At 59.5% G+C, this 21,844-nt stretch carries 16 protein-coding genes and 1 tRNA gene; 10 read left to right on the forward strand and 7 right to left on the reverse strand.

Annotated elements, in window-relative coordinates:
- Window positions 1-18: 18 nt before the first annotated feature.
- A complete protein-coding gene (locus ACK4FF_RS01790) occupies window positions 19-549 on the reverse strand; it encodes a c-type cytochrome (protein WP_409703986.1) in 531 nt (176 codons plus the stop codon).
- Between the two features lie 222 nt (window positions 550-771).
- Between ACK4FF_RS01790 and ACK4FF_RS01795 the strand changes: the two genes are divergently transcribed.
- Window positions 772-1,329, forward strand: a complete 558-nt coding sequence (locus ACK4FF_RS01795) for a cytochrome b (RefSeq protein WP_409703988.1) — start codon at window positions 772-774, stop codon at window positions 1,327-1,329.
- An 11-nt stretch (window positions 1,330-1,340) separates the two neighbouring features.
- On the forward strand, window positions 1,341-1,901 hold the full coding sequence (locus tag ACK4FF_RS01800) for a YceI family protein (RefSeq protein WP_409703990.1): 561 nt from the start codon (window positions 1,341-1,343) through the stop codon (window positions 1,899-1,901).
- Between the two features lie 15 nt (window positions 1,902-1,916).
- Here the strand turns inward: ACK4FF_RS01800 and ACK4FF_RS01805 are convergent, their stop codons facing one another.
- From ACK4FF_RS01805 to ACK4FF_RS01815, 3 genes are all read right to left on the reverse strand, one after another.
- The gene (locus ACK4FF_RS01805; protein ID WP_409703992.1) at window positions 1,917-2,642 is read right to left on the reverse strand and encodes an esterase/lipase family protein; all 726 of its coding nucleotides are present in this window, start codon (window positions 2,640-2,642) and stop codon (window positions 1,917-1,919) included.
- Between the two features lie 95 nt (window positions 2,643-2,737).
- Window positions 2,738-4,924, reverse strand: coding sequence for a cyclic nucleotide-binding domain-containing protein (locus ACK4FF_RS01810; protein ID WP_409703994.1), 2,187 nt, complete (start codon window positions 4,922-4,924; stop codon window positions 2,738-2,740).
- Window positions 4,925-5,013: 89 nt separating this feature from the next.
- Complete coding sequence (locus ACK4FF_RS01815) at window positions 5,014-6,519, reverse strand: CoA-acylating methylmalonate-semialdehyde dehydrogenase (RefSeq protein WP_409703996.1); 1,506 nt, start codon at window positions 6,517-6,519, stop codon at window positions 5,014-5,016.
- A 200-nt stretch (window positions 6,520-6,719) separates the two neighbouring features.
- On the opposite strand from ACK4FF_RS01815, the gene ACK4FF_RS01820 reads away from it, so the two are divergent.
- Window positions 6,720-9,404 (forward strand): penicillin acylase family protein, encoded by a 2,685-nt coding sequence (locus ACK4FF_RS01820; RefSeq protein ID WP_409703998.1) that lies wholly within the window; start codon window positions 6,720-6,722, stop codon window positions 9,402-9,404.
- A 102-nt stretch (window positions 9,405-9,506) separates the two neighbouring features.
- On the opposite strand, the gene ACK4FF_RS01825 is transcribed toward ACK4FF_RS01820, so the two are convergent.
- Window positions 9,507-9,995: an acyl-CoA thioesterase gene (locus ACK4FF_RS01825; protein WP_409704000.1), complete on the reverse strand. Its 489-nt coding sequence runs from the start codon at window positions 9,993-9,995 to the stop codon at window positions 9,507-9,509.
- A 131-nt stretch (window positions 9,996-10,126) separates the two neighbouring features.
- On the opposite strand from ACK4FF_RS01825, the gene ACK4FF_RS01830 reads away from it, so the two are divergent.
- The 5 genes from ACK4FF_RS01830 to ACK4FF_RS01850 all read left to right on the forward strand — a co-directional run bounded on the left by ACK4FF_RS01830 (window position 10,127) and on the right by ACK4FF_RS01850 (window position 15,198).
- The gene (locus ACK4FF_RS01830) at window positions 10,127-10,909 is read left to right on the forward strand and encodes a YdcF family protein (protein WP_409704002.1); all 783 of its coding nucleotides are present in this window, start codon (window positions 10,127-10,129) and stop codon (window positions 10,907-10,909) included.
- Between the two features lie 12 nt (window positions 10,910-10,921).
- Window positions 10,922-11,938: an amino acid ABC transporter substrate-binding protein gene (locus ACK4FF_RS01835; protein ID WP_409704004.1), complete on the forward strand. Its 1,017-nt coding sequence runs from the start codon at window positions 10,922-10,924 to the stop codon at window positions 11,936-11,938.
- Between the two features lie 8 nt (window positions 11,939-11,946).
- Window positions 11,947-12,816: an ABC transporter permease subunit gene (locus tag ACK4FF_RS01840; RefSeq protein ID WP_409704006.1), complete on the forward strand. Its 870-nt coding sequence runs from the start codon at window positions 11,947-11,949 to the stop codon at window positions 12,814-12,816.
- Complete coding sequence (locus ACK4FF_RS01845) at window positions 12,809-13,840, forward strand: amino acid ABC transporter permease (RefSeq protein WP_409704008.1); 1,032 nt, start codon at window positions 12,809-12,811, stop codon at window positions 13,838-13,840. Before ACK4FF_RS01840 ends, ACK4FF_RS01845 begins: the two co-directional genes overlap by 8 nt.
- A gap of 68 nt (window positions 13,841-13,908) precedes the next feature.
- A complete protein-coding gene (locus ACK4FF_RS01850) occupies window positions 13,909-15,198 on the forward strand; it encodes an esterase/lipase family protein (protein WP_409704010.1) in 1,290 nt (429 codons plus the stop codon).
- A 27-nt stretch (window positions 15,199-15,225) separates the two neighbouring features.
- Here ACK4FF_RS01850 and ACK4FF_RS01855 read toward each other — a convergent pair whose 3' ends face one another.
- Both ACK4FF_RS01855 and ACK4FF_RS01860 read right to left on the reverse strand, forming a co-directional pair.
- Complete coding sequence (locus tag ACK4FF_RS01855; RefSeq protein WP_409704012.1) at window positions 15,226-15,792, reverse strand: hypothetical protein; 567 nt, start codon at window positions 15,790-15,792, stop codon at window positions 15,226-15,228.
- A gap of 121 nt (window positions 15,793-15,913) precedes the next feature.
- Entirely contained in the window at window positions 15,914-19,108 is a 3,195-nt protein-coding gene (locus ACK4FF_RS01860; protein ID WP_409704014.1) for a DUF748 domain-containing protein, read from the reverse strand.
- Between the two features lie 83 nt (window positions 19,109-19,191).
- Here ACK4FF_RS01860 and ACK4FF_RS01865 point away from each other — a divergent pair.
- Window positions 19,192-19,267 (forward strand) — tRNA-Arg (locus tag ACK4FF_RS01865).
- A 555-nt stretch (window positions 19,268-19,822) separates the two neighbouring features.
- The gene (locus ACK4FF_RS01870) at window positions 19,823-21,685 is read left to right on the forward strand and encodes an ATP-dependent nuclease (RefSeq protein WP_409704016.1); all 1,863 of its coding nucleotides are present in this window, start codon (window positions 19,823-19,825) and stop codon (window positions 21,683-21,685) included.
- Window positions 21,686-21,844 lie beyond the last annotated feature (159 nt).

Consider the following 21,844-nt stretch of genomic DNA (forward strand, 5'->3'; position numbering starts at 1 on the left):
CCTGCGCAGTGCAGAAGATTACTTGGCCGCTTCGGGGGCTGCGGCAGGCGCTGGGGCCTCAGGTTCCTTGAAGTTGGCACCCACTTCTTTGCCCATGTAGGCCACGGCGCGGGCCACTTCGATGTCATCCAGGTCGGCGTTGCCACCCTTGGCTGGCATGGCCTTGTAACCGCCCACGGCGTGTTTCACCAGTGTGTCGAAGCCTTGGCTCAGGCGGGCAGACCACTGCCCTTTGTCACCAAACTTGGGTGCGCCAGCCGCGCCCGCGTTGTGGCAGGCACCGCAGGACTGGTTGTAAACGTCCATCCCGGCTTTCAGCACTTTGGGCGCATTGGCATCCACAAACTCAATTTGACCGACAGGCTTGATGCGCTCAGCCACGGATTCGGGCGCTTGGGCGTTGGAACCCGCGCCCGGTTTGTTGCCCGTGGACACGTAGTTGGCCAGCAATACAATGATGAAAATCGGCACCACAAACGCTGCAACCACAGCAACAATCAGCTGCTTGGGGGTCTTGATCAGCAATTCGTGTTCGTTGGAGTCACTCATACCACATCCTGTCTTTGTAATTGGAGTATTGGGAAACCTGAAGCAGCCCCACCGCACCACTGAATGAACCGTTTTGGCCCGGTGCGAAGGTTGCCTTCAAAAAACAACGGTAAATTCTATCTTGAAACGTTTGTAAATCCCAAGGACATTTGCGCTGCAAGCCTTTGGAATTCCATTGAAAGCAGGGTGTTGGGCCCGGGGGCCCGCAACAAGGAGAAGACGGTGGGTAACCTGAACCGCGTTAAAACCTACAACTGGCCCATGGTGCTGATCCACTGGCTGATGGTGTTGGGCATTTGGACCGCCATTGGTGTGGGCCTGTACATGGTGGAGATTCCGGGCATTACCCCCACCAAATTGAAGCTGTACAACTGGCACAAATGGCTGGGCGTCAGTTTGTGGATGTTGGTGATGCTGCGCCTGGTGGTGCGTGGCTTTAGCCAGAAGCCCGATTACCCGCCCCACTGGGGGCCGGGCATGATTCGCGGCGTGAAGCTGGGCCACGCCCTGCTGTATGTCCTGATGATTGCGGTGCCCAGCTTCGGTTACCTGTTCAGCCTGGCGGCTGGTTACCCGGTGGTGTGGTTTGGGGTGATCGAATTGCCAGTGCTGATTGAGCGCAACGCGGAACTTAAAGCGCTGTTTCAGACTCTGCACAAGGTGTCCGCCACCACGCTGATGGTGGTGGTGATTGGCCATGTGTTGATGGCCGTCAAACACCATGTCATAGACCGTGACCGAATTTTTGGCCGGATGATTCCCGGCCTGCGAGTGGATTGATGGAGTTGTTGATGTATTCGATGCGAATGATGCAGCGTGGCTTGTTGGCGGCCAGCCTGCTGGCGGGTGTTTCAGTAGCCCAAGCCGCCCCGGTGGACCCTGCCCAAAGCCTGGTGCGTGCCACGTTCAAACAATTCAATGTGCCCGTGAGTGGAGACTTCAAAACTTTCAGTGGCGACATTGCTTTTGACGCGGCCAAGCCTGAACAGGCCAAAGGCCAACTCACGGTGAGTACAGCCAGCTTTGATTTGGGCGACCCGATGTACAACAAGGAAGTGGCCAAGCCGGACTGGTTTGATTCAGCCAAACACCCCCAAGCCACCTTGACGCTGGTCAGTGTGAAGCCCGCGGGCAAAGCCTTTCAGGCCACAGCGGACCTGACCATCCGGGGGATTAAGAAAAACATTCAGTTTCCAGTCACGGTGACTGCCAAAGCGGGCGGCAAACAGGAGTTTGCAGGCAAGGCCAGCATCAAGCGCCTGGACTACAAAGTGGGCGCTTCGGGCGACTGGGGCGACACCAGTTTGGTGGCCGATGAAGTGGTCATCGACTTTCGGCTCCAGACCCGCTGAAGCCGTCAAGGCGCCTCACTTCAGTGGGGTGCCCAAGGCGTAGGGCAGCAGGTCCATGACCTCGCGGCTGACTGTCATGCCGGTGTGTGGGGTTTGAATCTCGATGTGCTCGACGTTGGGCGAGAAGCGGTCGATACAGGCCTGCCAGCTCACAATGCTGTCTTTTTTGCAGTACAGGGCCACGATGGGGCACACGATGGGGTGCTCGTACCGTTTCAGGGTGGCGTTCTCAATGGATTCCACATCGGTGCCTTTCAGGTCGTACAGGCCCTTGAACGCGGTGTACTTGGGCCCGCCCACCACGGGGCTGCCCAAGGTGACGATGCGGCTGACATGGTGCTGCACTTCACGGGCTGCTTCTCGGGCCAGGTAGCCGCCCAAGCTCCAGCCCACCAGTTTGATCGGGCCCTGGTTTTCTTCAGCCAGCCGTTTGATGTCGGCAATGACGCGGGGCATCAGTTTGCCCACTTCCCCGTTGTTGAAACCCGCGCTCCAGTATTCGGCCTTGTAGCCCAGCGATTCAAGGTAGCGTTTCACCAAGCTCATGGCCGATGAACTGGCCCCAAAGCCCGGCAGCAGCAGGACGGTTTGGCCTTGCCCCACATTTTTGCGCGGCAGGAAGCGCCACTGAACCGCCAACTTGGCGGCTTCAAGCGGGGTGGTGGTCTCGCCCAGCAAAAGGCTGAGTTTGGGCTTGCGGATGGTGTTGCCGTACCGTTTTTGAAACTCGGTTTTGTTCATGGTTCAACACAGAAGGTGGGTGCGTTTACACCCGTGACCATACGGCATGCCGACCTTGCCCACAACGAGGATTCCCTCTAGGTGGGGTGGCTGCCCTAGTGGCCGCTGTGCTGAACCAGCGCCAGGCTTTGGTTGGCGGCGCGTACGCGTTGCGCCAGCTCGCTGGCCAGCCCTTGCAACAATTGGTGTGCCAGTGGGTCGGGAAGCTGCTGAAATTCACTCAGCGACAACTCCAGCACGGTGCCGGGCAGGTCAGCAACCACAGTGGCTGAGCGGGGCTGGCCATCCACCAGCGCCATTTCCCCCACCACGCAACCGCGAGTCAGCCGCACCACGCGTTCGCTGCGCAGGCCGCTGTGGTGCCAGGCGCTTAACTGGCCGTGGGTCAGCACAAACAGGCTTTGGGCCTGGTCGCCTTGGCGAAACAACACATCCCCAGCGCGCACGGGGCGGCGTGCCCAGTGCGTGGCGAGTGTTGCAAGGTCGGTGTTGTTCATTCGGTGGGTCAGTGTGGTTTGGGCCAGCACTTGGGCGTTGTCGGGTTCGTCTTCAGGCTCACGGGGTGAGCTTTGTTCGCTGAGCAACAGGTTTTCGATCCAGAAGAAGGCGTCATCGGCCGACCAGCAACTGAACAGGGAACACCGCTGGACAAGCCGTTCAAGCCATTCACAGTCGGCCGTACCCACACTGACACCGGGCATGACGACACAGGTGCGGGCCCTCAGGCTGGCCAGGGGGCCGAGGAAAGCCCTTTGCAGGGCCAAGGCCGCCGTTTCGTCCACCAACCGCACCGCAGAGCAATCCAGAATAACCGCCCGCTGCACCTGCAACTCATCGGTGAGGCGAATGGCCAGCGAGGCGGCGTTGCCAAAAAACAGGCTGCCCTCCAGCGTGACCCGGCAGCACCCCTGCATGACTGTGGACAGGGCTTGGACATCGGCTTGCGGGCGAAGGGTGCGCGACCGGGCCGACGGCCCATGTTCAATGGTGTGCAGGCCCCCCTGGCTTTGCTGGCGCATGAAGTAAACGGCCACAAACAGAACACCCACAAAGGTGCCGACCAGCAGGTTGCTCATGCCCGCTGCAGCCAGCATGGTGAGCACCACCCAAACGGTGAAGCGTTCTGTGGCGTCCATGCTGTTGCGGCGCCAGGGGTTTAGAAACCGGCCTATCCAGCGCAGGGTTTGGCCTTGAATCAAAAACAGCGAGCTGACGGCCACCAGCGTGGCCAGAATGTTCAGGGGCAGTTGAGGCAACACCGGCACACAGGCCCAGCACAACACAGCCAGCAGCAATGCACACCAGCCTTCGCTGGCGCGGCTGCGCGCACCAACGCCCAGCCCGGCATTGCTTCGTGAGGCGTAATTGGCGCTGGGCAGTGCGCAGGCCAGCCCGCACAGCAGGTTGGCCAGTGCCTTGGTGCCCAGTTCGCGGCGGGTGTTGTGGCGGTGGTTCAAGGTTTGGTCCACCTGCAACAGCGATTGCATGCTTTCCAGCACCACCAAAAGACTGATGACGGCTGCACCCATCAGCAGTTGCACAGCCAGGCTGGGGGTGCTGTAGATGAGTTCAAGCGCTTGGGCAAAGCCCAGTGCCCAATCCGACGTGCTGGGCCAAGGCAGTGCAAGGCCAGTTTGAACAGTCAGGTTGTGCTGCACACCCAAGGTGAGTGCATGCAAGGCCAAACCTGCGGCCAAGCCAATCAGCAAGCCCAAGGGGTTGGGGCGAACCAGCCTGAAAAACACCAGAATGCCCGCTGTGGTGAGTGAGATGACCAAGGCCCACGGGGAGAACAGCGCAGGCTGGGCCACCACGGTATTGAGTTTGGCAAACACCGGGTAACCCGCCATGGCGGGCAACAGGGTGTACGCGGAAAACAGGCCCAAGGTGGTGTTCATGCCGATTAACACAGGGGCGGGCAAATGTTGCATCAGCCGCCCCACGCCCTGCCGTTCGGCCAGCAGCACAAAGCCTGCAGCCAGCATTACTTCAAGGCCAAGCAGGCCCAGCAGGGTCGGAATGTGCGGGGTGTGCGCCATGAAGGTGAGCAGCGAGCCCGCCAGAATGAGGGCAGTTGACGAGCGTGGCCCGCCGAATTGCACGGGCGCCCGGCCACCCAGCGCACCAATGCTGCAGCCGATGAGCGCACTGGCCAAGCCAGCATACACACCCAAGGCCAGCCCGGGGGCACCCAAGGGCGCAAAGGCCATCAGCCCGTAAACGATGGCTTGGGCCATGCCGCCCAGCGCAACCACGCCACCTGCTTTGAATTCCTGAGTCATGCCCGGGCAGCCCCAGATTGCACAAGCGGCCCAGTGTAGCAAAGCAGGTTCGCCCTCCAAAATGAAGGGCCGGGTCTAGTTCAAGGGGGTTAGCTGGACACCGGCATGGTGAACTCCGCGCCTTTGACGGCGCTGTCGGGCCAGCGTTGCATGATGGATTTTTGACGGGTGTAAAAGCGCACCCCTTCCTCGCCGTAGGCATGCAGGTCGCCAAACAGGCTGCTTTTCCAGCCGCCAAAACCATGCCACGCCATGGGCACTGGAATGGGCACGTTGATGCCCACCATGCCCACCTGAACCTGCCGCGCAAATTCACGGGCGGTGGCACCGTCGCGGGTGAAGCAGGCCACGCCGTTGCCGTATTGGTGGGCATTGATCAGGGCCAGCCCTTCCGCGAAACTGGGCACGCGCACACAGCACAGCACGGGGCCGAAAATTTCTTCCTTGTAGATCCGCATATGCGGCTGAACATGGTCGAACAAAGTGCCGCCCGTGTAAAAGCCCTGTTCAAAGCCAGCGGGTTTCACACCCCGCCCATCCACCACCAGTTGCGCGCCTTCGTCCACACCCACTTGCACGTAGCCTTCAATGCGGGCCAGGGCATCGGCGCTCACGATGGGGCCCATTTCTGCCTCGGCGTTCATGCCGTCAGTGATGCGCAGTGCGCGCACCCGCTGGGCCAGCTTGGGCATGATGCGGTCGGCCACATCACCCACCAGCACAGCCACCGAGATGGCCATGCAGCGCTCGCCCGCGCTGCCGTAGGCAGCACCCACCAAGGCATCCACCACTTGGTCCAGGTCCGCATCGGGCATGGCAAGCAAATGGTTTTTGGCCCCGCCCAGTGCCTGTACCCGTTTGCCGTGTTTGGCGCCGGTCTCGTAAATGTGGCGTGCGATGGGGGTTGATCCCACAAAGCTCAAGGCGGACACATCGGGGTGCGACAGCAAGGTGTCCACAGCCAATTTGTCGCCATGAACCACGTTGAACACACCCTTGGGCAAGCCGGCCTGGGTCAGCAGTGCAGCCATGAAGTTGGCCGCGGACGGGTCGCGTTCGCTGGGCTTGAGCACAAAGGTGTTGCCGCAGGCCAAGGCCACGGGAAACATCCAGCACGGCACCATGCATGGAAAGTTGAACGGGGTGATGCCTGCCACCACGCCCAGGGGTTGGCGTGTGGTCCAGTTGTCGATGCCGGTGGACACTTGTTCGGTGTAATCGCTTTTAAGCAGTTGGGGAATGCCACAGGCAAACTCCACAATCTCAATGCCTCGGGTCACCTCGCCCTGCGCGTCTGAAAACACCTTGCCGTGTTCACTGGTGATCAGCCGGGCCAGTTCATCCCGGTGTTCATTCAGCAGCGCCAGAAACCGGTTCATGATGCGGGCCCGCTGCAAGGGCGGTTTGGCGGCCCAGTCCGGCAGTGCGTCCCGCGCGCTGGCCACGGCTTTGTGCACCGTGTAGGCATCGGCCAGGGCCACCTGTTTGGTGACGCGGCCCAGGCTGGGGTTGTAGACCGGTGCCAGCAGGCTGTCCGGGCGGGAGAATTCGGCACCGTTGATGTAATGGGGCAGGGTGGGCAGGGCAGCAGACATGGCAAAACGACGTGAAACGCAGAATGTCCTGATTGTCGGATGCGTGTGGCGCGGCCATCTATCGGTGCTTACACCAACGCATCCAGTTTGATGGCCTGCAAGTACCACTCAAACGGACCCCAGAAAGACACACGACCCGCGCCAACGCGGGCAAGCCGCATGCGGCCAGGGGCATTGAATTCGCAGTGGAGGAGACATCTGTGCGACAAGGACGGGGATTTGGCCCAGCCCGCTGGCTGGCCGTGGGTGCAGTATCTGTGGTGTTGGCGGGCTGCCTGGGCAGCAATGACACCGTGGTCAGCGGGGATGGGCGAACCACCCCCAGCGAAGCGGACCTGAAGTACAACGTCAGCATCACCCGCACGGAAATGGGCATTCCCCATGTGCGCGCCAAAGACTACGGCAGCCTGGGCTACGGCCAGGGCTATGCCTTTGCGCAGGACAACCTGTGCGTCTTCCTTGAAGACCTGTTGACCATTCGCGGCGAGCGTTCCCGTTACTTCGGGCCCGATGGCACCTACACCATCGAACCGAATGACAACACGTCCAACAACGTCGACAGCGACTTCTTCTGGAAAAGCCTGTTTGCCTATGAGGAAACCGGTGCCGATGGCGTGAAGCGCAACGCCTGGCAGCGCACCCGCGACAAAACCATTCCCGATTATCAAAAGGTGGTGGACGGCTATGCCGACGGCGTGAACCGCTACATAGCCGAGTTGAAAGAAGGCAAGCACCAGTACACCAAGGCCGATGGCAGTAAAGTGACTGCGCATGCGGCCTGCGCAGGCGCAGAATGGCTGCAGCCCATTACTTCGGCTGACATGTACCGCCGCTTTGTGCGCCTGGCCGTGCTGGCCAGCAGCTCGGTGTTTGTCACTGAAATTGGCAGTGCCCAGCCCCCCGGTGGTGGCCTGAGTGCCTTGCCCGTACCCATTCCCGCCGCCAGCCAGGGCAAAGGCCAGAAAGTGGCCAAGGCTCAACGGTTGAGCCCGGCCCAGCAGGTTGCTTTGCTCAAGGGCAACCCCAACCCGTTCACGGCGATGCAGGACAAAGACAAGTTCGGCAGCAACATGTACGCCATCGGCAAGGATGGGTCAGAGACCGGCCAGTCGATTGTGTACGGCAACCCGCACTTCCCCTGGCGCGGCACCGAACGGCTTTACCTGCAACACAACACCTTGGAGCTGAACGGCGAAAAAGCCATGGACATCATGGGTGTGGGCCTGTACGGCGTGCCTGCGGTGTTGATTGGCTTTAACGAGAAAGTGGCCTGGAGCCACACCGTGTCCACCGCCTACCGCTTTACCCTGTACCAATTGCAGATCAACCCGCAGAACCCCACCCAGTACATGGTGGACGGCCAAGCGCGCGACATGATTGCCCTGCCCACTGAAATTGAAGTGAAGCAGGCCGACGGCACAGTCACCAAAATGCAGCGCACGCTGTACCGGTCGCACTATGGGCCGATGATGGTGTTGAAAGTGAGCGGCATTCCCGTGCTGGGCTGGAACCAGTTGATGGCCTTCACCATCCGCGACGCCAACCTGGAAAACGACCGCCTCATCAACCAGTTCGCCAAGTGGAACATGGCCGGTTCGCTGGAAGAGTTCATGAGCCTGCACAAGTCCGAGCTGGGCGTGCCTTGGGTGAACACCGTGGCCAGCGGCCCCAACAAACCGGCCTACTACGGTGATGTGACGGTGGTGCCCAATGTGAGCAACGCCAAAACCGCCGCCTGCAAGGCCGAGCCTTTCCACACCGTGGTGAACCAGTTGTCCCCGGGCCTGCCTGTGCTGGACGGCAGCAAAGAAGCCTGCGCTTGGGACACCGACAGCGATGCCCCCGCCCCCGGCATTTTTGGTGGCGGCAACCTGCCGACCATGACACGCACGGACTATGTCCACAACTGCAACGACAGCTACTGGCTGACCAACCCCCGCCAACCCATCACCGGTTTTGCGCGCATCATTGGCGATGAAAACGCCGAGCGCACGCTGCGCACACGCCTGTGCATTCTTCAGGCTGAACGGCGTTTGGCTGGTCAGGATGGCCGCCCCGGCAACAAGTTCACGCAGGACAACCTGAAGGACATCGTGCTGGACAGCGAGATTTACTCCGCCACCCTGGCCCGGGCTACCGTGACCGACCAACTGTGTCAGTTGCCTGGTTTGCCCACCACCAGCGGCCCGCCCGTGCAAACTGCAGCGGCCTGTGCAGCCCTCAAAGCCTGGGACGGCAAAGCCAACCTGGACAGCAAGGGTGCCCACCTGTGGCGCGAGTTCTGGCTGAGGGCCATTGCCAACCCCGGCGGCTTGCCCCTGGGTGTGCCCCAGTTGCATTTGCCGCCAGCCATTCCTTTGCCTGCGTTGCCGGTGTCCTTGCCCACCAACTTCTGGGCCAGTGGCTTTAACCCGGCCGACCCGGTGAACACCCCCAAAACCTTGAACCTGCTGAACCCGTTCACCGCCTTGGCCTTGGGTGATGCGATTGCAGCGGTGCAGGCCTCGGGCTTTGCGTTCGATGCCCCGGTGAAAGACGTGCAACAGAGCGGCGTGCAGAAGAACACACGCATTCCGATTTTCGGCGGCACCAGCCCGGAAGGGGCGTTCACCATCGTGTCCTCATCCCCGTCGCGCTTGAGCAAAACCGGTTACGACGTGGTGTATGGCAACAGCTATATTCAGGCGGTGACTTGGCGTGCCGACGGCACCCCCAAGAGCGACGCGATGCTGACCTACTCCCTGTCCACCGACCCGGCCAACCCTCACTTTGACGACTACACCAAAGCGTATTCGGCCAAGCAGTGGTTGACCCTGCCGTTCACCCAGGCTGAAATTGACGCCCGCAAAATTGCAGAACCCTTGGTGCTGCAACAGGCCAAGTAAGCCCGGCAGTTCCTGGGCCCGACAGGCTCCCAACAGGCTCACCAACGGGCTCATTGAGTGAGCCTGTTGGGAGCCTGTTGTCATTTCAGGGGCAAGACACGCTCAGAAGGCGGTGGTTTGAATCGCCTTGGCGTATTCGTCATCGAATTGGCGCCGCAGTTTTTTGCGCAGCACCGCCGCAGCGTGCCGCTTTTTCTGCAGGGGTGTTTCCGGCACGTATTGGGGCACAGGCGAAGGCTTGCCCTCTTCGTTCATGGCGACCATGGTGAAGAAGCAACTGTTGGTGTGTGTGGCCACACCCTTGTGAAAGTCCTCGGACACCACTTTGATGCCCACTTCCAGCGAGGTGGTTCCGGTGTGGTTGATGCTGGCCAGAAAGGTCACCAGTTCGCCCACACGAATGGGCTGCAAAAATTGCACACGGTCCACAGACAGGGTAACCACATACATGCCTGCGTAGCGGCTGGCGCAGGCGTAGGCCACCTGGTCCAGCAGTTTCAGAATGTGGCCGCCATGCACCTTGCCACTGAAGTTGGCCATGTCGGGGGTCATCAGCACTGTCATGCTGAGTTCGTGGTTGGGAAAGGGCATGGGGCTCACCGTGCATTCAGTTGTTTGTTCTCAACAGTGTAACGGCCTAACCCTTGGGTGAGGGCCACTACAATGCTGCACAGCGTCATGACTAATTCGGCCTTGTTTGGGCCATCTCGGAGGACTCAGCGGTGTTGGCGGAACTGACCAAAGTGGCGATCTGGGCGCTCAGCCCTGTGGGGGTCTGGGTGTGGCTCACTGCGCTGGCCCTGTGCCGGGCCTTTGGGCGTGGCCACCTGCGCACCGCCATGCTGTGGCTGGCTGGCCTGCAATTGCTGGCCTTTGCCACGCCCCCTGTCAGCGAGGCGCTGTTCGGTGGCCTGGAACAGCAAGGCCGCGCCTTGCAGGCAGCCCGCCCGCTGGATGGGCCAGTCAAAGCCATTGTGGTGTTGGGCGGTGGCATTGAAGGGCCGTACCGTGGAACACCCCCCATGGGCGACATGAATGAAGCTGCTGACCGGGTGTTTGAGGCGGCGCGCCTGTACAAACAGGGCGTGTCTGCACGGGTGGTGGCTTCTGGCGGCAGTTTCTCCGAAGACCCGACCGTGCCCACTGAAGCACTGGCCATGCGCACCGTGCTAGAGCAGTTGGGGGTGCCCGCCCACAACGTGCTGACCGAAGAACAATCCCGCACCACCTTTGAGAATGCGTTGCGAACCCGCGATGCCTTGGGCCCCGGCCAACACCGAATCGCCCTGGTGACTTCGGCCTACCACATGCCACGCTCAGTCATGTGGTTTGAGCACGTCGGCTTTGACGTGTACCCTGTGGTGTGTGATGTGCGCGTAGAGCCCACCCCGCGCCGGTTCTGGCAATGGTTGCCCAGCCCGCGTGCGTTGGCCCACAGCACATTGGCCATCCAGGAACATTTGGGAGTCTTACAGCGCAAGGTGGCCCGCTGGTACAGCCGATGAGTGGCCTTTATCGTGGTTCGAGCCCTGTGTTTACTGTTGTTGCTGTTGCCTGCCCTGGGCCATGCCGGGGCCACACTGGATGCGGTCCGTCAGCGTGACAGTCTGCGTTGCGGGGTCAGCCACGGGGTGCCGGGGTTTTCTGCGCTTGGCTCTGACGGCCAATGGCGCGGGCTGGACGTCAGCGTGTGCCGCGCCGTGGCCGCTGCGGTGCTGGGCAATGCCAACAAGGTTGAATTCATTCCGCTGAGCGCCCAACAGCGCTTCGCCGCCTTGCAGGCCGGGCAGGTGGATGTGTTGTCGCGCAACACCACATGGACTCTGGGGCGGGATGCAGGCCTGGGCCTCACCTTCGCCGCCATCACCTACTACGATGGGCAAGGCATTCTGGTGCACACGCGGTTTGGCGTGAAGTCCACCCGTGAATTGAACGGCGCGGAAATCTGTGTGCAGTCGGGCACCACCAATGAAAAAACACTCAATCAATACCTGCGCAGCCAGGGCATACGCGCCAAAGCCATTGTGTATGACAACTTTGAAGCAGCCACCAAGGCTTACTTTTCGGGCCGCTGCCAAGCCTTTTCCACCGATGTGTCGGCGCTGGTCAGCCTGAAAACCAGCAAGTCGGGCCGCCCTCAAGACCACCAAGTTCTGCCCGAGGTGTTTTCCAAAGAACCCTTGGGCCCCGTGGTGCGCCGTGGCGATGAAGCCTGGTTCTCGGTCGTGCGTTGGGTGGTGTTTGCCTTGCTGGAAGCCGAAGAGGCGGGCCTTGGGCAAGCGAACGTGGCCCGCGCACTGGCTGACCCCGACCGCCAAAGCCCTGCTGTGCAACGCCTTTTAGGCCTGAGCGATGACTTGGGCCAGCCACTGGGCCTGGACAAACTGTGGGTGCGGCGGATTATTGAACAGGTGGGCAATTATGGCGAGGTGTTTGACCGCACCTTGGGCCCAGGCTCGCCCTTGAAACTGCCCCGTGGCCAGAATGCCCTGTGGACCCAAGGCGGGCTGATGATTGCGCCCCCGTTGCGCTAAGGCTGCGCATGGACTTGTCGTTCGCCTTCCTCAACAAGCCGGGTGGTTTTGCACTCAGCGAAGGGTGGTTGGTCGTCAATGGCTTGAACCCCTATTGGCAGGTGTTTCTGTCGGGCCTGTTGAACACCCTCAAAGTGGCATTCCCCGCTGCCTTTCTGGCCTTGCTGCTGGGCCTGCTCAGTGGTGTGGGGCAGGGTGCCGCCAACCCGGCGTGGCGTGGCGTGGCGCGCCTGCATGTGGATGTGTTTCGCAACACCCCGCTGTTGGTGCAGTTGTTGGGCTGGTACTTCGCCATAACGGCCTTGCTGCCCTTGGCCCACACCCCGTGGGCTTTGCACGGCGGGGTTTACCTCAGCAAAAGTGGCTTGGCCCTTCCTGCCCTGCATTGGTCAGGCTCATGGTTTGAGCCTGTGCTGGTATGGCCAGTAGTGGGCCGTTTCTCGGTGGAAGGCGGCTGGGTGCTCAGCCCTGAATTTCTGGCCGTTTGGCTGGCCCTGAGTGTGTACACCAGCGCCTATGTGGCCGGGGTGGTGCAGGCGGGTTTGGCCTCGGTGCCGCAAGGCCAACGGCAGGCCGCACTGGCCTTGGGCCTGCGCCCGGTGCAGGCCTTCACGCAGGTGGTGTTGCCCCAAGCTTTCCGTGCCATGGTGCCGCCTTTGGCCAACCAATGGCTGAACCTGCTGAAAAACGCCTCGCTGGGTGTGGTGGTGGGCTATCCGGAATTGGTGTCGGTCAGCAACACCGCCCTCAACCAAAGTGGGCGCGTGGTGGAATGCGTGTTGCTGGTGATGGTGCTGTACGGTGCGCTTAGCCTGTTCAGCACGGGTTTGCTGAATGCCTGGAACCGGCGATTGCTGCGCAGGGGCCAACATGCGTAGGTGGGGGTTAAATGCGTGGGCTCCGTGGCTGTTGGCCATCGTGGCGCTGGCTTGGCCCGTCTGGGCCTTGTTGAACTGGGCTGTGTTTCAAGCGGTGTGGGTGGCCGATTTGCCCGCCTGCCAAGCCGCAGTGGGCCAAGGGGCCTGTTGGGGTGTGGTGGCCGAGAAGTGGCGGGTCATTCTGTTTGGCCGTTACCCCAGCACCCTGTGGTGGCGGCCTGCGCTGGCTACAGTGTTGTGGACGGCGGCGCTGTGGTTGTGCACCAGCCCACGTTTCAGCATGCGTGCACGGGCCACCGCTTTGGCTGTGGCCTTGCCCCTTGGGTTGGTGTTGATGGGCGGGCAACTGGGGCCGTGGGCCTTAACCGAGGCCGTGCCCACCGGCCAGTGGGGTGGTTTGCCACTGACCCTGCTGATCAGCATTTGCGTGTTTCTGCTGGCCTGCCCTTTGGCCTTGCTGCTGGCTTTGGGCAGGCACTTCGGGCGTGGTTGGTTGGGGCGAGTGTGTGCGGTGTACATCGATGTGGCCCGCGCCCTGCCCTTGGTGAGTGTGTTGTTTTTGGCGGCGTATGTGCTGCCGCGTTTGCTCAAAGGCTCATCGTTTGAGCCCGACCTGCTGTGGCGGGTTGTCGCCACCATCGCCTTTTTCACTGCCGCCTACCTGGCCGAGGTGTTGCGCGGTGGTTTTCAGGCTGTGCCCCGCAGCCAGTACACCGCAGCATTGGCCCTCGGTTTAAGCCCGGCCCAAGCCGTGGCCCATGTGGTGTTGCCGCAGGCCCTCAGGCTGGCAGCCCCCAACCTGGTCAACAGCTTTATCACCCTGTTCAAGGATTGTTCACTGGTGGCCATTGTGGCCCTGTTTGAGTTGACCGGGTCGCTGGGCTTGGCGGTGTCGGGCGATGTGCAGTGGCGCGACTTCTACCTTGAGGCCTTGCTGTTTGTGGCTGTTGTTTATTGGGTGTATTGCCGTGCGCTTGCCAAACAGACCACCACAAGCCACCATGCCTTAGAACAGAAGTTCTAGCAGCGCAATTAAAGTCAGTGTACAGTTGTGCACAATTAGACAGCGCCCAACAGGGCACGGAGCAGGCGATGAGCAAATCCACCCCCGAGCACACTGAAGCCACCCCCGGCCAAGCCATTGAAGGCACGCTGATGCTGGTGGGCGACACCATTGCCCAAGCGGCTTCCCGGGTGCAGGAGTTTCACCAAGCCGTGGCGGACATTCCGTTCAAGGCCGTGGGCGCGGCAACCTTGTCGGCCAGCAAACCGGTGGAAATTGCCCACAACGAGATTTCCAACCTGGTGTACACCGCAGTGCGCGAGGCGGGCAAAGGCATATTTTCGGGGGCTGCGTGGGTGGTGCGCCAGTCCAACCAAAGCCTGGCTTCCCCGCAGGTGATGGATGAAGCCCTGGACGGTGAGCTGACCGAGCAGATCAACCACCTGCCCGGCGCGCCGATGGATGCGACCGCCAAGCGGGTGTCGGCCATTTCCAGCGCCATCAACGGGGTGTTTGGCGACCACCTGGCCGCCACGCGCAACCCCATGGAAGTGAAAATGAACCTGTATGCGGGTGGCCGGGCGGTCAACACCGAACAGGAGGCGCTCATGCAGCAGTTCCCCGATGCCCGCAAACACCTGGTGGTGTTTGTGCATGGGCTGTGCTGCAACGAGGACAGTTGGTCCCTGTACATGGACGAAGCCTTGCCCCACACCCGCCCCTATGGCGACCGCCTGCAAGAGGATTTCGAAGTCACCAGCCTGTACCTGCGCTACAACACAGGCCGCAACATTGAATCGAACGCCCGCCAATTCAAGCGCCTGCTGAACAAACTGGTGCGCAATTGGCCGGTGCCCGTGCAGGGCCTCACCTTGGTGGGCCACAGCATGGGTGGTTTGGTCAGCCGTGCGGTGGTGGAATTGATCGACAACGACGACCTCATTCTGCGCCAAGCCATTCGCGATGTGGTGTGTCTGGGTTCCCCGCACGACGGTGCGCCCTTGGCGCGCCTGGCTGCTGCGGGCGAGCAGTTGCTCAACCGCTTTGATTTGTCCCGCCCCATTGGCCGGGTGCTGGGTGTGCGTTCGCGCGGCATTCGCGATTTGAAAGACGGCTTGGGCCCCCTCAAAACCCACACCGGCAAGGATGTGATGTTCCACCTCATCGGCTCCACCGTGGCGGCGGACACGAATTCATGGCTGAGCAACACGGTGGGCGATGGGCTGGTGACGATGAATTCGGCCTTGGCCGACGAGACTGGCCGCGCCCAACGGCTGGCCATGACGCAGAAGCATCACATGCTGCTGCTGAACGATGCGGAAGTGTATGAAGAATTGGCGATGGTGCTTCGCCAGCACTTGCGCCAGCGTATTCAGTAAACCGCCGTAGGCCGGGCGCGCTGCGAGTTAACCCGCGAGTTCCGAGCGGGCGTAACTGGCCCGGAAGGTGGCTTGCGTAATGCGCAGGTAATTGGCCAACAACTGTGCGTAGCGTTTTTTGGCGCGGGGGCTGGCCAGTTCACGGTCCAGCAATTGCAGGGCCTGGTACTTCAGCGCCAGCCGCGCACGGCTGCATTCGGTGGACCAGTCCGGGTCTTCGTCCAGCACCTGCCCCACGGCATCTTCAAAGGCTGTGGAGAAATTCAACACATCCTGCGTGTCCATGCCATGCACCATGTTCTGCGCCTGTTGCAGGATGCGTTCGTGCGGGCGGTCGCCCCGGGCGGCTTTGCGGGCCTGAAAGGTGCGCAGGAAATCCATCAGCAGGTGTTCGTCCAGGTCCACAGCGGGCACGCCATACAGCAGGTTCACGCGGGTGAGGTCGATTTGCAGTTGCAGCCCGAAGTAACCCGACACGTTGCGGGCGCTCAGTGCCCAGCAGGCACCCAGCGTTTCGTAAAACACCTCGCGCTCCAGGCTCATGGCGCGGGGTGCGGGGCGGTGCAGCGTGCAGTAGGGTGCTCGGATGGACATGGCACATTCCAATGATCATCTGGGAGACCATTGTCTGCCTTGCTTTTGCAGGTGAACATCACGTGACCGTGTGTCCACCAAAGGTGTGAGCCCATTCACCCACACCCACTCGGCCACCCCATCAGGGTTTGAAGGGGGCAAGGTCCATTTTCAGGGTGGCGGTGTTGCGCTCGCCCGCCTCCACCTGCGTGGGCTTGCCTGCCTGAAGGCGGGGCTCGGTCAGGCCGCTGTTTTTCAGCAGGCCATAGGCCAAGTCCTGGCGGCTGCGGGCCAGTGCCAACAACTGCGCGTTGGTCACGGTTTCCGCGTCGCGCAGCCGGTCGGCCAGCACGGCGTAGAAATTCTTGCCTTTCAGGGCTGCCACTTCAGCGGGTGAGGGTTGGCGCGGTTCCTTGAACAGTTTGCCCAAACCACCCATGGCCTGCTCTGCCAGTGTGGGTGGCAACTGCCCCGGGTTCGCTTGGCGGAAAGCGTTTTTCAGGGTGGCCAATTCGCCGTCAGCCAGCTTTTTGCCTGCCAAGTCTTCCAAGGCTTTTTGCACTTTGGGCGATTGCAGGGCCAAGGGGCCCGGGTCTTCATTCGGGTCCAGCTTTTCACCGGCTTGGGCCGCCACAGCCTTGCGCAACTGCTGGCTTTGCAAGGCCACTTTGTCGGCGGGGGTGTACACGCCATTCACGGTGATGCCCAAGGTGGGGCGGCCTGCCAAGGCTTCCGCCAACTTCTTCAGGTTCTCACGTTCGGGTGGGGACAACGTGGGTGCCCCCGCCTCGAAGGTGGCCGAGCCCAAGGCCTCTTCGCTGCCACCAAACAGCGAACCCAGCGCGCGGAAGGGGGCAGTCACAATTTTGGTGAGCACGTTGGTGAAGGCTTTCCACACCACTGCACCGTAGCTGAATTGCGGGTCGTCCAAACTGCCGGTGACAGGAATACCCAAGTCGATACGGCCATTGCTGTCTTGAAGAATGGCGATGGCCAAGTCCAGCGGCAGGTCCACTGCTTGCGGGCTTTCAACCCGTTCGCCCAGCACCAGCTTGTCGATGGTCACCTTGTTGTTGCTTTGCAGGGCCCGGTTGTTGATGCGGTAGTCCAGGTCCAGGTTCAGTTTGCCTGACTTGATTTTCCGGTTCGCAAAGGTGGCGGAATAGGGCGTCAGGTTGTTCATTTCCACGTTCTGGAATTTCACGCGAATGTCCAAGAACGCCAGCGGGTTGAACAGGTCGAGCTGGCCTTGGGCCAGTGCTTGGCCGTAGTCGTCAATCTGGCCGTTCATTTCCAACTCGCCACGGCTGCCGGGCAGGCTGCTTAAGCCGGTCATTACGCCGCTCAAATCCTTGATGTTGGTGCCGAAGGGGATGAACAGGGACTCATCCGCAAACTTCAGTTTGCTGTCGGCAATGGTGAAACGGTCAATGGCGAATGCAAAGGCGGGTGCTGCACTGCCCTTGGTGGGCGCTGCGTTTTTCGCAGGCTCATTTGTTGAGCCTGGCTGCTCCACCAAAATGCGGCTGATGTTGGTGCTTTTGTCGCGCGCAATCAGCAAGGCGGTGTCCAGCCCTTTCAGGTTGAGGCGGCTAATGCGTACCGCCTGTGGGCTGGCCGTGAACTGCGGGGCACTCAAACTGCCCATTTGCAGGAAGGGTGTTTTGGTGCCTGTTTCATTCAGGCGCAGGTTTTGCAGCAACAGGTTGCCGGTGTACTGGGTGGTTTTGCTGTCGATGTTTACCTTGCCTGCGGTGGACAGTTCGCCGTTCACCAGGTCGAGCTTGGTGTATTGCTTCACAAAAGGCTGGGCCACTTTCAGGGCCAGGTTCTTAAGCTCCACCGTGGCTTGCACGGCGGCGCTGGCGGGGGTGACTTGCGCATCCGCTTTCACGGTGCCGCCGCTGTCCAGCGTCAGGCTGGCGTTCACGGGCAGGGGCTTGTTCAAGTCCTGCGTCAGCGGGCCGGTGGCCACAGTCAGGTTGCTGATGCCCACCGCAAAGCCTTTGGGCAAGGTGGCGTCGGTGAATTGCAGGCTGCTGCCGTCCAGCGCAACGCGCTCAACGGTGTAAGTCCAGGGTTTGGCGGGGGCCTCTTGCGCAGGCTTGTCGCCGCCTTCGGCTGCTTTGGGCTTGGGCTGGCTGTTGGCGGCCTGCACAAAGCCATCCACCCAGGCCAGCAGGTTCAACTGGCCTTTCTCGTCCCGGTTCAGGGCGGTGTTCAGCCCGCTCAGGTTCAGGCCTTGGGCTTGAACGTCCTGCGCGGCCAAGTCCACTTTCACTTCACCCAGCTTCACGTTGTTCAATTGCAGGGCCTGCCCACCTTGGGCGTACAGCGCTTGCAGGCCCGCCAGTTCAACACCGGCCACACTGACTTGTTGTGCAGAAAGGTCCACCACCGTGGGTTGCACCCGCAGGGTTTTGAAGGCCAGGGCAGGGCCGTTCGCGCTGGCTTTCACGGCGAAGTCGTCCAGCCCCATGGTAAGGCCGTTGAGGGTGATCAGCGGTTTGCCCTCGGCCATGCGCACATCAAAGGCGGTGGCCAAAGCGGCGGTGCCCTCGGGTGGGCTGACGGGCAACAGGGGTTGCAGTGCGTCCTTCAGTTTGCCCAGGTTCACGCCGCTGATGTCCAACTGCCCCTTCACGGCGGGGCCCGCCAAATTCACCGCAGCCTTCAGGGCCACCGTGGCATCAAAACTGGTGTTGGCTTGCAGTTCAAGCTCGCCAGCGGCGTTGGCCTTGGTGGCCAGGTTGTGCAACTCAACGTTCAGCGGTTCGAAACGGGTGTTGAAGCCTTTCTCGGTGCGCTTGTCTTGAAGGCCGATGGACGCATTGCTCACCGCCAAATGGCCCAGCCGAAAATTCGGCGGCTCGCTGTCGGGCTTGGGTTCGGGGTCGGCGAAGGCGTCGATCAGGTCGGAAAAGTTCAGCCGCCCGTCGGGCAGCAGGGCGGCATTCACCCTCAGACCATCCAGCGTCAGCGACTCCACATTGATGGTGCCCTTCAGCAAATACAGGCCCGCCACATTCACGGCCAGCCGGTCGAACTTCAACAGTTCTTCGCCATCGGCTTTGGCCAAGGCCAGGTTGGGCACCTCGACCGTCCACGCCAGCGGGTTGATGCTGGGTTTGCCCAAGGTGAGCACATGGCCCGACTTGTTTTTGATGAACTTGGGCAACTGGCTTTGCACAATGGCAGGCACCGCCAGCGCAACAAACAACAGAAGCACCACCAGAGCGCCCAACACCCCCAAGGCCCAGCGGGCGGGTTTGTTCAGGCGCATGAGTGAATGCGGACGGGTTTCTTCAGGGGTATTTGGGGTGTTTTGCTCAGTCATGGACGGGCTCGAATACGGGTAAGCCTTTGTAGTGTGCTCAGTATCCCCTATCCCTTGGCTGGTGTACACTACGGGCTGCTTGCGCGGCCGTAGCTCAGTGGATAGAGTACTGGCCTCCGAAGCCAGGGGTCGTGGGTTCGATCCCCGCCGGCCGCGCCAACTGTTTTGAACCTGAAAGCCCCGCTGGTCGGGGCTTTTTTGTTTTTGCGCTCGAGATTCCCCAACCCATCAAGTATCTGCTGTGACACCTCTGTGACATATTCTGCGACAAATTTTTGTCACAGGCCCTAGCGTGAGTATTGGTTGATAGTCGGATCGAACTGATTTGTCACAGAGGTTAGCTTAGCGAAGAAAAGCCGCATTTTCAGAAATGCTGAGAGTCAAATTTCTTTCCGTCAGGAAATTCAGATCAAGTTGCAGAATGACGGTTTTTCGGCCTGAGCAGACATCAGAACCGACGGTTGGAACATCTGAGTTGCCAACGAGAGCGGACTTTGAAACTTAGGCCTTCATCAATGATGACGCTATCCTTGGGAATCGATTTTCAGGCAAGTCGTTTGGTGGTGAATAACCAGAGATATTTTTCATTCCGTTCATGCAATGCTTCGCAAGCATTTGAAACAATAAAGCTAAGGGGATAATTTGCGATATTCTGACAGATAGATATCGTTGTTATTGTTTGATAAGTCAAGTTATGCACAAGGAGTATTACCGATGAGTTTCCCGTTGCAACTGACAGCACAAATCAACAGCGCCAATGGAGACTTCAATCGCTCCTTCACGTTGAACCGCGGGCTTACAGTTCTTCTTGGACCAAACGGATCGGGGAAAACGCATCTACTCAGGGGGCTAAAAAATAGTCTCTCGCAGTACACAAATGGTAAGCGAGTTCGGTTTCTCTCTGCAGGTCGAATAGGTATGTTGGAGCAATTCAGGTCGGACTATGACGGCCAACGTGGTGGCACACCTAACTATGACAATGCAACTTATGGCGGTAAGAAGGATGCATCTCGTCGTCACCAAACAGAAACGTTGACCGGAGATTTTCAAACACTCGCGGAGCGTGCCGATATCTTGGTAAAGATTCAGGAGAGACTCAGGAAGCTATTTAAGAGAGATCTCCTAATTGAATGGGATGCGGGAACCCTGAAGATTGCGTTTTCCAGACTTGATATTGATGCAAAACCATATTCCTCAGGCCGAGAGGCTTCAGGTCTTATGCACTTAGTTGGAATACTAGCGGCGCTTTACGATGATGAAGTCGGGGCGCTACTTCTTGATGAACCTGAAGTGTCTTTGCACCCTCAATTGCAGGCATTTCTTCTCAAAGAGATTCTCAGCGTTGCCGGACATCCAGGAGTCGGTGAGAATAAAAAGATCATAGTTATTGCAACACACTCTACGGAGATGCTGCAAATCCAAACTCCAGAAGATCTGTTGTCTCTCGTTTTCTGTTACGACCTCATGGTCGATCCGGTACAAATTCCGGCTGATGCAGGTGAACTGAAAAACAAAAAAGTGCGAAGTTTAATTGCCAGGCTTGGACAAGAGCATAAGCTTTCACTGTTTTCCAAACGGCCTCTAATTGTTGAAGGGCCATCTGATGTAATCATTTGTAGTGCTCTCGCCGCCAAACTAGGTATGCACTTGGAGGCTGCAGGGTCTCAACTTCTTCCGGTTATTGGCAAAGGGCAAATGCCAACTGTTGCTAAGTTGCTTCGTCTGCTTGGAAAGACGCCCCTAGCTCTAGCAGACGCAGATGGAATATCTGACGGAGTTGAATTATCTAACTCCTTTCTCAACGATAACCCTGCTGCTGATGCACGCGCAAGCACCCTCGGTTTCCCATCTGCGCATCAGATGGCAGGTGCAATATTCGATGACTTCTGTAAACAGGTAGATCATCGATGGAATGAAATCATGGGTATTGCAGAGTCACACCCATATTGGATCAACAGAAATCCTGAAGAAGAAGAAAAGGCAAAGCGCCGCGCTGCTTTTTGCGTGCTTTTTACCACCGATGATATTGATCTAGACAAGTTGGCCACTGATAGTGCTTGGGTTGCAATAAAAGCTCGATTCACTGCGCTGCTAGATTTATTGGAGCAATGTGGCCTATTTATTTTGCGGAGGGGCTCGATAGAGTCTTACTACCTCAGTTCTGACCAACGTACTTCGATTGGGAAACCAAGCGCTGCTGTTAGTGAAATCGAATGTTTCAGCCAACTTGCTCAAAAGGATGTGGAAGTTGCCTATGGTGATGTTATGCGATGCATGCGCAGTGCATCCGATGCAGAAGTGATTTGTGAAGCTGACGCATTGAGAGATCTTTTGCTTTCGGTCGTTGCGCCCGCGCATGCACGGTTTAAGAGTGGCGACCATTCGACTAATTTCAACGTCTTGGCCCGATCGATCCTAGGAGAACGATCCAAGATATTTGGCCTAATCGTCAAAGACGATAGGCTCGTTGTTTCGATTGAAAGCAAGATACTCAACGTCAGTGGCTTCCCAGTAGCGCTTGGAAAAGACGATGACGTACTAAAGTCGATTAACGTCGCCCTTGCAACCAATGCATAACCTGACAGTCCACATGGATGCTGCGCGATGAAGCCGCGTAGCGCCGGTTATCTAGGAAGTCATTCAACGTCGGTTCAAGCCCACTTTAGAGACGTTCTAAGTCGAAAGTCTCACGGCTGCTCCGGCCGAATATCAGCCTTCCATTATCATTGATCCATC

It is taken from the genome of Limnobacter sp., assembly GCF_046297615.1.
Lineage (GTDB): Bacteria > Pseudomonadota > Gammaproteobacteria > Burkholderiales > Burkholderiaceae_B > Limnobacter.

Bases quoted from the DNA above. Each gene is read 5' to 3' on its own strand.
- ACK4FF_RS01805 (WP_409703992.1), bottom strand. From the start codon at position 2,642: ATGAACAAAACCGAGTTTCAAAAACGGTACGGCAACACCATCCGCAAG.
- ACK4FF_RS01810 (WP_409703994.1), bottom strand. From the start codon at position 4,924: ATGACTCAGGAATTCAAAGCAGGTGGCGTGGTTGCGCTGGGCGGCATG.
- ACK4FF_RS01845 (WP_409704008.1), top strand. From the start codon at position 12,809: ATGCGTAGGTGGGGGTTAAATGCGTGGGCTCCGTGGCTGTTGGCCATC.
- ACK4FF_RS01860 (WP_409704014.1), bottom strand. From the start codon at position 19,108: ATGACTGAGCAAAACACCCCAAATACCCCTGAAGAAACCCGTCCGCAT.
- ACK4FF_RS01790 (WP_409703986.1), bottom strand. From the start codon at position 549: ATGAGTGACTCCAACGAACACGAATTGCTGATCAAGACCCCCAAGCAG.
- ACK4FF_RS01850 (WP_409704010.1), top strand. From the start codon at position 13,909: ATGAGCAAATCCACCCCCGAGCACACTGAAGCCACCCCCGGCCAAGCC.
- ACK4FF_RS01840 (WP_409704006.1), top strand. From the start codon at position 11,947: ATGGACTTGTCGTTCGCCTTCCTCAACAAGCCGGGTGGTTTTGCACTC.
- ACK4FF_RS01870 (WP_409704016.1), top strand. From the start codon at position 19,823: ATGAGTTTCCCGTTGCAACTGACAGCACAAATCAACAGCGCCAATGGA.
- ACK4FF_RS01825 (WP_409704000.1), bottom strand. From the start codon at position 9,995: ATGCCCTTTCCCAACCACGAACTCAGCATGACAGTGCTGATGACCCCC.
- ACK4FF_RS01800 (WP_409703990.1), top strand. From the start codon at position 1,341: ATGTATTCGATGCGAATGATGCAGCGTGGCTTGTTGGCGGCCAGCCTG.
- ACK4FF_RS01815 (WP_409703996.1), bottom strand. From the start codon at position 6,519: ATGTCTGCTGCCCTGCCCACCCTGCCCCATTACATCAACGGTGCCGAA.
- ACK4FF_RS01855 (WP_409704012.1), bottom strand. From the start codon at position 15,792: ATGTCCATCCGAGCACCCTACTGCACGCTGCACCGCCCCGCACCCCGC.